Source organism: Citrobacter sp. Cpo089 (genome assembly GCF_030332695.1).
Lineage (GTDB): Bacteria > Pseudomonadota > Gammaproteobacteria > Enterobacterales > Enterobacteriaceae > Citrobacter > Citrobacter portucalensis.
This window is the reverse complement of the sequence record NZ_JAOWHJ010000046.1, coordinates 1-12,641: the sequence shown is the minus strand read 5'-3', so window position 1 is coordinate 12,641 and position 12,641 is coordinate 1. Positions and strand designations below refer to the sequence as shown.

General features: G+C 52.0%; 10 protein-coding genes. 5 read left to right on the top strand and 5 right to left on the bottom strand.

From position 1 onward, the window contains the following. Nucleotides 1-12 precede the first annotated feature (12 nt). Both rsmJ and prlC read right to left on the bottom strand, forming a co-directional pair. Complete coding sequence (gene rsmJ, locus OGX92_RS07510; RefSeq protein WP_063941419.1) at nt 13-762, bottom strand: 16S rRNA (guanine(1516)-N(2))-methyltransferase RsmJ; 750 nt, start codon at nt 760-762, stop codon at nt 13-15. An 8-nt stretch (nt 763-770) separates the two neighbouring features. Beyond that, complete coding sequence (gene prlC / locus OGX92_RS07505) at nt 771-2,813, bottom strand: oligopeptidase A (RefSeq protein ID WP_286586384.1); 2,043 nt, start codon at nt 2,811-2,813, stop codon at nt 771-773. A 208-nt stretch (nt 2,814-3,021) separates the two neighbouring features. Between prlC and OGX92_RS07500 the strand changes: the two genes are divergently transcribed. Together OGX92_RS07500 and gorA are read left to right on the top strand one after the other, a co-directional pair. Next, nucleotides 3,022-3,864, top strand: a complete 843-nt coding sequence (locus tag OGX92_RS07500; RefSeq protein ID WP_191222048.1) for a 23S rRNA (adenine(2030)-N(6))-methyltransferase RlmJ — start codon at nt 3,022-3,024, stop codon at nt 3,862-3,864. 104 nt (nt 3,865-3,968) lie between these two features. Continuing rightward, nucleotides 3,969-5,321 (top strand): glutathione-disulfide reductase, encoded by a 1,353-nt coding sequence (gene gorA, locus OGX92_RS07495; RefSeq protein ID WP_003827456.1) that lies wholly within the window; start codon nt 3,969-3,971, stop codon nt 5,319-5,321. Between the two features lie 42 nt (nt 5,322-5,363). Here gorA and OGX92_RS07490 read toward each other — a convergent pair whose 3' ends face one another. Continuing rightward, the gene (locus OGX92_RS07490; protein ID WP_003827455.1) at nt 5,364-6,758 is read right to left on the bottom strand and encodes a cytochrome-c peroxidase; all 1,395 of its coding nucleotides are present in this window, start codon (nt 6,756-6,758) and stop codon (nt 5,364-5,366) included. Nucleotides 6,759-7,184: 426 nt separating this feature from the next. On the opposite strand from OGX92_RS07490, the gene OGX92_RS07485 reads away from it, so the two are divergent. After that, the gene (locus OGX92_RS07485; RefSeq protein WP_003827453.1) at nt 7,185-8,834 is read left to right on the top strand and encodes an alpha,alpha-trehalase; all 1,650 of its coding nucleotides are present in this window, start codon (nt 7,185-7,187) and stop codon (nt 8,832-8,834) included. Between the two features lie 27 nt (nt 8,835-8,861). Here the strand turns inward: OGX92_RS07485 and OGX92_RS07480 are convergent, their stop codons facing one another. Continuing rightward, nucleotides 8,862-10,451 (bottom strand): STY4199 family HEPN domain-containing protein, encoded by a 1,590-nt coding sequence (locus OGX92_RS07480; protein WP_200921580.1) that lies wholly within the window; start codon nt 10,449-10,451, stop codon nt 8,862-8,864. Nucleotides 10,452-10,618: 167 nt separating this feature from the next. On the opposite strand from OGX92_RS07480, the gene OGX92_RS07475 reads away from it, so the two are divergent. Further along, the gene (locus OGX92_RS07475) at nt 10,619-11,158 is read left to right on the top strand and encodes a GNAT family N-acetyltransferase (RefSeq protein ID WP_063941878.1); all 540 of its coding nucleotides are present in this window, start codon (nt 10,619-10,621) and stop codon (nt 11,156-11,158) included. An 86-nt stretch (nt 11,159-11,244) separates the two neighbouring features. Then, nucleotides 11,245-11,595, top strand: a complete 351-nt coding sequence (locus OGX92_RS07470) for a glycoside hydrolase family protein (protein WP_148361349.1) — start codon at nt 11,245-11,247, stop codon at nt 11,593-11,595. 15 nt (nt 11,596-11,610) lie between these two features. Here the strand turns inward: OGX92_RS07470 and OGX92_RS07465 are convergent, their stop codons facing one another. Next, nucleotides 11,611-12,216: a helix-turn-helix transcriptional regulator gene (locus tag OGX92_RS07465; protein ID WP_003827446.1), complete on the bottom strand. Its 606-nt coding sequence runs from the start codon at nt 12,214-12,216 to the stop codon at nt 11,611-11,613. Nucleotides 12,217-12,641 lie beyond the last annotated feature (425 nt).

The following is a 12,641-nucleotide window of genomic DNA, read 5'->3' as shown; positions in this document are numbered from 1 at the left end:
CAGACCTACAAACTATGCTGTCCCAGCGTAGATATCAAACCGATGCCCTTTCGTCACAACCGCGTTCGGCGTGGCGACATCCGCCAGCGGCGGCGCGTAATCTGGGCGCTTCACCACCACACGTTTGGTGGCCAACTGACGCGCAGGCTCCAGCAGCCCATCCGCATCTAAATCCGGCCCCACCAATGACTGAAACACCCGCATTTCTTTTTTCACCAGCGCGCTTTTCTGCTTATGTGGAAACATCGGATCGAGGTACACCACCTGCGGGCGCGGCGTGATATCGGTTAACGCCGTCAGACTCGACGCATGGATCAGCTGTAAACGTTCCTGCAGCCACGGACCGATTTCCGGGTCGGCATAGCCGCGCGCCAGGCCATCATCAAGCAGTGCCGCAACCACCGGATTACGTTCCAGCATTCGTACGCGGCAGCCTACCGAGGCCAGTACAAACGCATCGCGCCCCAGCCCAGCTGTCGCATCGACCACATCCGGCAGGTAATCGCCTTTAATGCCAACCGCCTTCGCCACCGCTTCACCGCGTCCACCGCCAAATTTGCGCCGATGGGCCATCGCACCGCCCACGAAATCCACGAAGATACCGCCGAGTTTGGGTTCATCACGTTTGCGCAGTTCCAGATGTTCCGGCGTCATCACCAGCGCCATCAGGTTATCTTCATCGTGTTCCAGTCCCCAGCGGGCGGCAAGAACAGATAAGGCGCCGTTTCCGGCGCCTGTTTCATCTACTAAGCAGATTTTCACGTGAATAATCAGCCTTTGATCCCGTAATGCTCCAGCATTGCATCCAGCTGCGGCTCGCGGCCACGGAAGCGCTTGAACAATTCCATCGGCTCTTCAGAACCGCCACGGGTAAGGATATTATCGAGGAACGATTGTCCGGTCTGACGGTTGAAAATCCCTTCATCTTCGAAGCGAGAGAAGGCATCTGCCGCCAGTACGTCTGCCCACAGATAGCTGTAGTAACCCGCTGCGTAGCCACCAGCAAAAATATGGCTGAAGGCATGCGGGAAGCGGCCCCACGTTGGGCCCGGCACCACGGCGACCTGTTTTTTAATTTCCGCCAGCGTCTCGAGGATTTTAGCCCCTTGCTGCGGGTTAAACTCCGCGTGCAGACGGAAATCAAACAGACCGAACTCCAGTTGACGCAGAATAAACAGCGCTGCCTGGTAGTTTTTCGCCGCCAGCATTTTATCCAGCAGTTCCTTCGGCAGCGGTTCACCGGTCTCAAAGTGACCAGAGATAAACGCCAACGCTTCCGGCTCCCAACACCAGTTTTCCATAAACTGGCTCGGCAGTTCGACCGCATCCCATGGCACACCGTTGATACCGGAAACGCCCGCGGTTTCGACACGGGTCAGCATATGGTGCAGACCGTGGCCGAACTCGTGGAACAGGGTGATCACTTCATCGTGGGTAAACAGCGCAGGTTTACCGTTCACCGGACGGTTAAAGTTACAGGTCAGGTAAGCGACCGGCTTTTGCAATGTGCCGTCTGTCTTACGCATCTGGCCGACACAGTCGTCCATCCACGCCCCACCGCGTTTGTGTTCACGGGCATACAGATCAAGATAGAAGCTGCCGCGCAGCTCGTTGTTTTCGTCGTACAGCTCGAAGAAACGAACTTCCGGATGCCAGACGTCAACATCGGTGCGCTCTTTGGCGGAGATGCCATAAATACGTTTAACCACTTCAAACAGACCGTTAACGGCTTTGTTTTCCGGGAAGTAAGGACGCAGCTGCTCGTCGCTGATGCTGTAGAGATGCTGTTTTTGTTTCTCGCTGTAGTAAGCGATATCCCATGGCTGTAGCTCATCAACACCAAATTCCGCTTTCGCGAAGGCGCGCAGCTGAGCCAGCTCTTTCTCACCCTGCGGACGGGCACGTTTCGCCAGGTCAGTCAGGAAATCGAGTACCTGCTGCGGGTTCTCCGCCATTTTGGTAGCCAGAGATTTAAAGGCGTAGCTCTCAAAGCCCAGCAGCTGTGCCAGCTCGTGGCGCAGCGCGAGGATCTCTTCCATTATCGGGCTGTTGTCCCATTTGCCCGCGTTTGGCCCCTGGTCAGACGCGCGCGTGGAGTAAGCGCGATACATCTCTTCACGCAGCCCCTGGTTATCACAGTAGGTCATCACCGGCAGGTAGCTTGGGATGTCCAGCGTTAACAGATAGCCTTCCTGCTCTTTGGCTTCAGCCTGAGCTTTTGCGGCGGCCAGCGCGCTTTCCGGCATCCCGGCAAGTTCCGCTTCGTCGGTCACCAGCTTAGTCCAGCCCATCGTAGCATCGAGGACGTTATTGCTGTACAGGTTGCCGAGCTCAGACAGGCGGGTAGCGATCTCACCATAGCGCTGCTGTTTTTCCTTCGGCAGACCAATACCAGAAAGCTCAAAATCGCGCAGCGCGTTATCAACCGCTTTTTTCTGTGCAGTGTTCAGAGTGGCGTAATGATCGCCATCACGCAGATCGCGGTACGCTTTGTACAGGCCTTCATGTTGTCCAACCCAGGTGCTGTATTCAGACAGCAGCGGCAGCGTTTGTTCGTAGGCTTCTCGCAGTTCCGGGCTGTTTTTCACCGAGTTCAGGTGGCTAATTGGCGAGAAAATACGCCCCAGCACATCGTCAACTTCCGCCAACGGCTGGCAGAGGTTTTCCCAGGTGTACGGCGCGCCCTGCGCAACCACTCGCTCAACATTTTCACGGCAATCGTTCAGCGCCTGAGTGACGGCAGGCACAACGTGCTCAGGCTGAATTTTAGAAAACGGCGGCAGTTCGAAGGGAGTCAGCAATGGATTGGTCATTAGCGCGGTCCTGTTGAAAAGAGTGAATGAAGCGCGTATCCGGCGCTGTGCATATTAATTTGTACAATGGGGTTAAGTGTAGAGGATTTCAATGCTAACCGTGACGGAAAGACGCCCGGTAGCGCTGCGCTTACCGGGCCTACGGGTAATCTGTGCCGATCTGCTGTAAACTGTGGCAAATCGTCATTTCAGCGGAATTTCATTACCCATGCTCAGTTATCGCCACAGTTATCACGCAGGCAACCACGCCGACGTCCTTAAACATACCGTTCAGAGCCTGATCATCGAGTCGCTCAAAGAGAAAGAAAAACCGTTTCTCTATCTGGACACCCATGCTGGTGCTGGCCGTTATCAGCTGAGCAGTGAGCATGCCGAACGTACCGGTGAATATCTGGAAGGGATCGCCCGTATCTGGCAGCAGGACGATTTGCCTGCCGAACTGGAACCCTACATTGGCGTAGTGCAGCACTTCAACCGTAGCGGTCAGTTGCGCTACTACCCAGGCTCTCCGTTAATTGCTCGCCAGCTGCTGCGCGAACAGGACAGTCTGCAATTAACTGAACTGCACCCGAGCGACTTCCCTCTGCTGCGCGGCGAATTCCAGAAAGATGAGCGCGCTCGCGTGGCCAAAGCCGATGGTTATCAGCAGCTGAAAGCAAAATTACCGCCGGTTTCCCGTCGAGGGTTGATCCTTATCGATCCACCCTACGAAATCAAAAGCGACTACCAGGCAGTAGTGACCGGTATTAACGAAGGCTACAAACGTTTCGCGACCGGCACCTATGCGTTGTGGTATCCAGTGGTTCTGCGCCAACAAATCAAGCGCATGATCCGCGATCTCGAAGACACCGGCATCCGCAAAATTCTGCAAATTGAGCTGGCAGTACGCCCGGACAGCGATCAGCGCGGCATGACGGCATCCGGCATGATTGTGATTAACCCACCGTGGAAGCTGGAGCAGCAGATGAACAACATCCTGCCGTGGCTACATAGCAAGCTGGTTCCCGCAGGAACCGGACACACTTCCGTAAGCTGGATCGTGCCGGAGTAATCGCAGCCATCGGTGGAACCTTTTAATATCAGGTATACAATCGCGAATATTTTGGCGGATGGCGTAACGCTTCTCCGCCCTACAATGAACATAAAGGAGCGGTCATGACCAAGCACTATGATTACATCGCTATTGGCGGCGGCAGCGGCGGTATTGCCTCCATTAACCGTGCAGCAATGTACGGTCAAAAATGCGCACTGATTGAAGCCAAAGAGTTAGGCGGCACCTGCGTTAACGTTGGCTGCGTACCGAAGAAAGTGATGTGGCATGCCGCACAGGTCCGCGAAGCGATCCACATGTACGGTCCGGATTACGGTTTCGACACCACCATCAATAAGTTCGACTGGGATAAACTGATCGCCACGCGTACCGCTTATATCGATCGTATTCATACCTCGTACGACAACGTGCTGGGCAAAAATAATGTCGATGTGATCAAAGGCTTTGCGCGCTTTGTGGATGCCAAAACCATTGAAGTAAACGGTGAAACCATTACTGCCGATCATATTTTGATTGCCACCGGTGGTCGCCCGAGCCATCCGAACATTCCTGGCGTGGAATATGGTATTGATTCTAATGGTTTCTTTGAGCTGCCAGCGCTGCCAAAACGTGTAGCCGTTGTTGGCGCAGGCTACATCGCCGTTGAACTGGCTGGTGTGATTAACGGCCTGGGCGCAGAAACTCACCTGTTCGTGCGTAAACACGCGCCGCTGCGCAGTTTTGATCCGATGATCGTCGAAACGTTGGTTGAGGTGATGAACGCCGAAGGCCCGACTCTGCATACTCACGCGATTCCAAAAGCGGTTGTTAAAAACGCTGACGGCAGCCTGACCCTGCAACTGGAAGATGGTCGTAGCGAAACGGTAGACTGCCTGATTTGGGCGATTGGTCGTGAGCCAGAAACGGACAACTTCAATCTGGCTGTTACCGGCGTGAAAACCAATGAAAAAGGCTACATCGTCGTTGATAAATTCCAGAACACCAGCGTGCCGGGTATTTATGCCGTCGGCGACAACACCGGTGCCGTTGAACTGACGCCGGTTGCCGTTGCCGCGGGCCGTCGCCTGTCCGAGCGTCTGTTTAACAACAAACCGGACGAACATCTGGACTACAGCAACATCCCGACCGTGGTCTTCAGCCACCCGCCAATTGGCACCGTGGGCCTGACCGAGCAGCAGGCTCGCGAACAGCACGGCGATGACCAGGTGAAAGTGTATAAATCATCATTTACCGCGATGTATACCGCTGTCACCTCACATCGTCAGCCGTGCCGCATGAAGCTGGTTTGCGTCGGTCCGGAAGAGAAAATTGTCGGTATTCACGGTATTGGTTTTGGAATGGATGAAATGCTGCAAGGCTTCGCGGTCGCGCTGAAAATGGGCGCAACCAAGAAAGACTTTGATAACACCGTTGCGATTCACCCAACGGCGGCAGAAGAATTCGTTACCATGCGTTAAGCAATAAATAAACCGGATGGTGCTTTGCCATCCGGTTTTCTCTTATTTACCCTGCATATATGGCGTATACACGCCGTTTAAGCTTTCGAGGAACGCCACGATATCGTCGATATCTTCCTGCGGCAGTTCTTTACCCACCTGATAACGCAGCATCAGTTTTACCGCACCATCGAGCGTAGGCACATCACCGCGATGGAAATAAGGCGCGGTCAGCGCAACGTTACGCAAGCCCGGGACTTTTTGACGCAGCTTGTCACGTAATTCATTAGTGACGTTCATGCGGCCAATATCTGCGGCAGTGACCTCACCGAAATTAAAGTCCTTTTTCAAACCCAATGGCTCAAATGAGCGCCCGCCTAAAATAATACCGCCATGACAGGTCGCACACTTATTATCTTTAAACAATTGATAGCCATGTTTCTGCTGAGCAGTTAACGCTGCTTCATCGCCGCGTAGCCATTTATCAAACGGCGAATTTGGCGTAATTAGCGTTTTCTCAAACTCAGCAATCGCATCGGTAATATTATCCCCGCTGAATCCCTGCGGATAAACCGCGATAAACTCTTGCTTCAATTGCGGATCTTTATCCAGTTTCTGGATAATTTCATCCCAGGATTTAGACGCCATTTCGATAGGGTTCAACGGCGGGCCGCCTGCCTGCGCCTGCAATGTTGGCGCACGACCATCCCAGAATTGTTCAACGTTGAAGACCGAGTTAAACACCGTCGGCGCATTAATCGGGCCAACGGCGCCGCCTACGCCGATCGACGTTTTCCGGCCATCCACGCCGCCTGCATTCAGAGCGTGGCAATGCGCGCAAGAAATCGTGCTGTCACCTGAAATACGCGGGTCGTGGTAAAGCGTAAAGCCAAGCGCTACTTTGCGGGCATCGGTTGGGATGCTTTCTGGTATCGGCTGCACCGGTTCATTACGATGCTGCGTGGCGGTATCGTTACTGGCGTAATACTGCTCACGCTGTTTCGCAATCCAGCCCAGGATCTCGGCTCGCTCCGTATCGCTGACCTTCCCGGCCCAGTGCAGCGCGGTATATCGCGTTGGTGGCATGGTGTCGTACTGCATTACCCACTCAATTTTATTCAGGTCGCTTTGCGAAACGGGTTTATCTGCGACCAGCGCCGCACGAACGGCTTCAAGATTGAATGATTTGTATCCCAGTTGAATATCATAATTCATCAACTGCTTAGCGACAGGAAAAGAAGAATAGAAAGGTAATTCAGCTGAAGGCGTGTGACAATAATCGCATCCTTTTTCGCGTAAAAATCCTAATACCTTATTATTTTCTTCCAGCGTAGAGGCCTGAACATCAGCCTGTTTGCTACGTTGATTATCGTGATACCACACATAACCGGATAATCCAAAATAACAAATCACGATGCCAGCTATGGCAATCGCGGTAAGACGGGTAATGATTTTCATTATTTTACCCTCACCGTTGTGAGTTATTGTGACCCAGAAAATTAGAATAATTAATGCACAGTCTTTGTCAGACCTGACCATCATAGGAAATGAGGGAATTACTATTTTGATAAGTATCAAGCAATTACATGGGGGAGAACTATCAATAGAATAGCCTGCGCCTATTATAGAGATAAGGCGTTACCTGTCTCTGTTCACACCTCGTTGCAATCGAATGCTCTGAAAATGGAATATATTCAGATTATGCAGAACTTTGAATTATCCATTATTTTCATTGGGATAGTCTGATTCTTTAAATTTTGCTCAGCATTAAAACGTGATCAACCGCACGCTTTACTCACCCGACACCGAAGCGAATGTCTACGCTTAACTGACGACCGGGCAATAGCCTTAATCTTTCAACGTCCATCGGAGGTCTTTCTCATTATGCTCAACCAGAAACTACCCCACGCCCCTTCTGAAGAAATGACGATCGACATCGATCTGCTTTATGAAATGGATCCGTGCGAGTTAAAGCTGGATGAAATGATTGAGGCGGAGCCTGAGCCGGAGATGATTGAAGGGCTCCCCGCTTCAGATGCGTTAACCCCTGCCGATCGTTATCTCGAACTGTTCGAACACGTCCAGTCATCCAAACTGTTTGCGGATAGTAAAACCTTCCCAGATTGTGCGCCCAAAATGGACCCGCTCGACATTTTAATTCGTTATCGTAAGGTTAAACGCCATCGGGACTTCGATCTGCGACGCTTCGTCGAGAACCATTTCTGGCTCCCGGAAACGCCCTCCAGCGAATACGTTTCTGACCCGGAAAGTTCGCTGAAAGAGCATATCGATCAACTGTGGCCGGTGCTGACGCGCGAGCCGCAGGATCACATTCCCTGGTCCTCGCTACTGGCGTTACCGCAGTCATACATTGTGCCAGGCGGGCGTTTTAGCGAAACCTACTACTGGGATTCCTACTTTACCATGCTGGGTCTGGCAGAGAGCGGCCGCGAAGATCTGCTGAAATGTATGGCAGATAACTTTGCCTGGATGATTGAAAACTATGGTCACATCCCGAACGGCAACCGCACTTACTATCTGAGTCGCTCACAGCCGCCGGTATTTGCGCTGATGGTGGAACTGTTTGAAGAGGATGGCGTACGCGGCGCGCGTCGTTACCTTGATCATCTAAAAATGGAGTACGCGTTCTGGATGGATGGCGCCGATTCCCTGGTACTCAACCAGGCCTACCGCCACGTGATCAGAATGTCTGACGGCTCTCTACTTAACCGCTATTGGGACGATCGTGATACGCCACGCGATGAATCATGGCTTGAAGACGTCGAGACCGCCAAGCATTCGGGTCGCCCGCCCAATGAAGTGTATCGGGATTTACGCGCGGGCGCGGCTTCTGGCTGGGATTATTCATCGCGCTGGCTACGCGACGCAGGCCGCCTTGCCAGCATACGCACCACGCAGTTCATCCCAATTGACCTGAACGCATTCCTCTACAAGCTGGAAAGCACTATTGCCAATATTTCCGCGCTAAAAGGTGACAAAGAAACGGAAGCACTTTTTCGCCAGAAAGCCAGCGATCGTCGTGATGCGGTAAACCGCTATCTCTGGGACGATGAAAACGGCTGCTATCGCGATTACGACTGGCGGCGCGAACAAATGGCCCTGTTCTCTGCCGCCAGTATTGTGCCGCTGTATGTCGGTATGGCAACGCATGAACAAGCCGATCGGCTTGCTAACGCGGTTCGCAGTCGCCTGCTAACGCCCGGTGGCATTTTAGCCACGGAGCATGAAACCGGTGAACAGTGGGATAAACCCAACGGCTGGGCGCCGCTGCAGTGGATGGCGATCCAGGGCTTCAAACTGTACGGTGACGACCATCTCGGGGATGAAATTGCCCGTAACTGGTTGAAAACGGTGAATCTCTTTTATCAGGAACACCACAAACTTATCGAAAAATACCACATAGCTGACGCCGCGCCGCGCGAAGGCGGCGGCGGGGAATATCCGTTGCAGGACGGCTTTGGCTGGACCAATGGCGTGGTGCGCAGACTCATCGGTTTGTATGGCGAACCCTAGCGGCTGACGGTCTGAGTCATCAGGCTGTCAGTTAATTGCATCATACAGCTCGGCGTGAATTTTCTGCCATTTCTTGTTCTCAGGGCTTGGCTGGGCGCGAACACGCAGCTCGGCCTGCTCAAGATCATATTGCTGACGCGCAACGACCGCAGGCACGGAACAAAAACTTTGCAGATAACTTTTATGCAGCGAAGTGAGCGATGCCCCATTCGACATCGCATGGCTGAGCGTAGTCATAAACTGTCGGCATGGTTTGCTTTCATCCATCTGCGAAGGGTAACGCAGCAGCAGTCTCAACACCTCAGTATTGCCCGCCGAAAACGCCTGCTCCGTCCACGCCAGCTTCCAGTCCATCCCGCCCTGCAGAAAAAGTGACGTCACGCGGGTGTCATTGCGATCGATAGCCGCCCGCATGTTAAAGGCATCCCAGGTGATGCCCATTCGGGTCACCGCCTCCCGTGCGCTAGGGGCATCACGCCGTGGCTCCTCTTGTACGATTTCAACGGACTGTCCGGAAGACGCCTGTGGCGGCGGCGAAGTGAATAACCAGAACGCACCCAGCGAAATCGCCAGCACCATCACGCCGACCGCTACCCACAACATACCGGAAATCAGCTGTTCACGTTCTTCCGCCGTGCGCTTGGCCCGCTTTTCCGGCGGATCAATACTGTCTGCGATTTCATGCTTATCGCCTCCCGCTTGCTCGTCTTTTTGCTTTGCTGTTTCCCAAAACTGGCGGACCATGGCCTCATCAGATTCCAGATACGACGCAGGATTAATGCGCGTACGCCGTTCTTCAAATGCCCGTTGCACAGGATGAGTTATCTGTCGGTACTGGTAGTCCAGCAACATCAGTTGTACCGACGTCAGCGGCTGCTGCGCGATAACGCAGTTACGAGCCAGGCGGCAATCATCCAAAAACATGCGTAGCGTGATGCGCGGCTCAACAAATGACATGAGCACTGAGGTATCGTTAAAAATCTGCGTAAAGTGGCGAACGAATAATTTCTTATCGACGACCATCAGCGCCAGCTCGCTAAACATCATACCGTCCAGCGCATCTCTTCCTTCGCCCAACTTTAGCCAGCGACGCAGACGTTCACCACCAAAGTGCTGTTTCAGAAAGCTGTTGAGAGGATGTTGATCCGGCCATACCCGTGCAATCAGAGATTTGAGGGTTAATTCTATTGCGCGAAGTTGACGCTGCGCCCGCATCTGAGCATCCGGCTCCACAGGTGCAATTTCGGTTTGATACTTCAGGATGGGCTGTTGCTGGCGTAATTGTTCCAGAGAAGCCACAAAGCGCAGCGCTGAAATCAGCTGGTTTTCACTGACGTCCTGGCCATTTTCATATTGGGGGACACTCTGTTGAAGATGACGTAGCCGCAGAGTGAACTGGCTCAATTGCGCATCATTCATCTGCAACCGTCTGGCGACAGCCCCCCAGCCGCCCAGATTCAGTCGTGCCTGATCCAGCTGTTCGAGAAACCACCGCGGGTCTTTGCCTTCTGCGGCATGTACGCCTAGAAGCAGTAATATTTCTACCGACGCCTGGCGGATAATCCCCAGACAATGTTCAAAGGGTGTACATGTCGCTTGTAACGCGCTATTGGTCATCATCTTCCCTAAAAGGACCCAAAACGTGCGGCCTCACAATGGTATGTAATTATCTTTTTTAAACGCAACGTTGTGCCGATGTAGACTAGAACACATTCATATAGCAAATAAATAAGTTTTACAGTGACTTCCGCACAATCATTGAAAATTATTCTGGAGATAAGCCTGTGCCTGTACTGCAAACATCACGTCTGCTCTGCCGCCCACTGACAGAAAATGACTGGACGTTCTTCTTAACGCTACAGCAGAACCCAGATGTGATGCGTTTTGTCGCTGACGCACGTACTGAAGAGGAAGTACGGACAGCCTTCGACTCCCGCCTGCCTGAATGGTTTCCCGGCAGCCCACACTGGCTATGTCTGCTCTTGTGCGATAAGACATCGGGAGCACCGCTTGGCGTGACCGGATACATTCAGGAGAACAATGAATGTGCCGAGGTTGGCTTTCTGCTCGCCCCAGAGGCGCAGGGTAAAGGTTATGGCGCTGAATCTCTGCATGCCGTGTGTGAATACGCCTTTGCCAGCGGCGGTCTGCGGCGACTGACCGCCTGTGTCACCGCAGGAAACGAAGCCTCACGGTGTCTGTTGGAAAAGGTCGGGTTCATTCATGAAGGCACGCTACGCGCAAGCTACTGGCTACATCAAACCTGGCACGATGACTGGATTTTTGGTCTGTTAAAACAGGAATATCAGCCGCCCAAGGCATAGGTCGTTTTGCGGTAAATACTGGCTGTCAGGCAACTAGCGTAACGGCGTGGTTTTTTTAGAATAGGTCTCTTTGCACAGAGATGATTATGCCGCTGCGTTCGACACATTTCACGCCCGCCTGTATCGCATTTATTAAGCAATGGCAGGGCCTGTCGCTGGAAAAGTATCAGGACAAAAAAGGCATCTGGGTCATTGGTTACGGGCACGAAATCTCCGCCAATGAATCCTTTGATACCCCAATTACGGTGATGCAGGCAGAAACATTGCTGCTCGCAGATATGAGTATCTGCGAGGCATTCATCCATAAGGAAATGACGCAAATAAAAGACAGGTTTCAGCTGGAAGCATTAATTACGTGGATATTCAGCGTGGGAATTACCCAATTTTGCGCTAAAAATATCTGGCCGGTGTCTATTTCACAGCCAGAAATATTCTGACTGTGAAATATGTTCCTAGTAAATGGTGTTGTTTAACATCATTGCCGCCTGCGTACGGTTTTTTACCTCCAGGCGCTGATACAACGACTCAAGATGGGCTTTTACCGTTCCGGTACTGATATTTAACAGTCGACCAATTTGTTTATTAGATTCTCCGGCGGCCAGCATGGTCAAAATCTCCCGCTGGCGCGCGCTGAGCAATCTGATATTTTGCCCACCGCTTTCGGTAGCGGTTATGCAGTCTCTGGGGATAAACATCATACCCATCGCGACGCTATTGAGGGCCAGCGTAAAGGTTTCCGCGTCAGAATCGCGCGGAACAATGGCCAGCACGTTCAGTTTAGTGACCTCTTGCAACCATTTTTTACGGCAGTCCGTTGCGGTCACCAGCACCTTCACCATCGCAAAGCGCTCTGCTATCTGTTGCAGCAAGCTACAGCAGAACTCAGCATCAAGGTCGCCATCCAATATAACTAATGCCTCGGGTTTATCTTCCAGCGTCAGCCAAAGTTCATCTGCCTGACTGACACCCTGAACATCCACTCCTGGAATACGTTGCTGCAAACTTACATTCATTCCATGAATAAATATTGACTGCCTGTCAAACATTACTACCTGCATTATTTATCTCCATCCGAATAGGATATTAGCCTTAACATGCGGAAGGGTATTACCCATAGGGTAAAATAAGAAGTCACCATTTGGCGGGGGGCCATTTTACCGATAGACAGAGAAGAAAGAAGCAGAAGTTATGAATAGTTACAGCTCAACCCGAAGGATCATACAAAGGAACAAAAACAGGTTCGAAAACTAGGGAAAGTCTTAATATTCGATGCTCATGATAAGACAATGAATATTAATTAATATGATTTTATATTTTTAGCTAAAAATAAGATATCAACGACAATGGATAAATCTGTTACAAAATACAATCTAGCATTAAGTGCTTATTCAACGCATGCCGTGACCGGTGATGCTGCCAACTTACTGATTTAGTGTATGATGGTGTTTTTGAGGTGCTCCAGTGGCTTCTGTTTCTATCAGCT

Bases quoted from the DNA above. Each gene is read 5' to 3' on its own strand.
- OGX92_RS07465 (WP_003827446.1), bottom strand. From the start codon at position 12,216: ATGCAGGTAGTAATGTTTGACAGGCAGTCAATATTTATTCATGGAATG.
- OGX92_RS07500 (WP_191222048.1), top strand. From the start codon at position 3,022: ATGCTCAGTTATCGCCACAGTTATCACGCAGGCAACCACGCCGACGTC.
- gorA (WP_003827456.1), top strand. From the start codon at position 3,969: ATGACCAAGCACTATGATTACATCGCTATTGGCGGCGGCAGCGGCGGT.
- OGX92_RS07490 (WP_003827455.1), bottom strand. From the start codon at position 6,758: ATGAAAATCATTACCCGTCTTACCGCGATTGCCATAGCTGGCATCGTG.
- OGX92_RS07480 (WP_200921580.1), bottom strand. From the start codon at position 10,451: ATGACCAATAGCGCGTTACAAGCGACATGTACACCCTTTGAACATTGT.
- OGX92_RS07470 (WP_148361349.1), top strand. From the start codon at position 11,245: ATGCCGCTGCGTTCGACACATTTCACGCCCGCCTGTATCGCATTTATT.
- OGX92_RS07485 (WP_003827453.1), top strand. From the start codon at position 7,185: ATGCTCAACCAGAAACTACCCCACGCCCCTTCTGAAGAAATGACGATC.
- prlC (WP_286586384.1), bottom strand. From the start codon at position 2,813: ATGACCAATCCATTGCTGACTCCCTTCGAACTGCCGCCGTTTTCTAAA.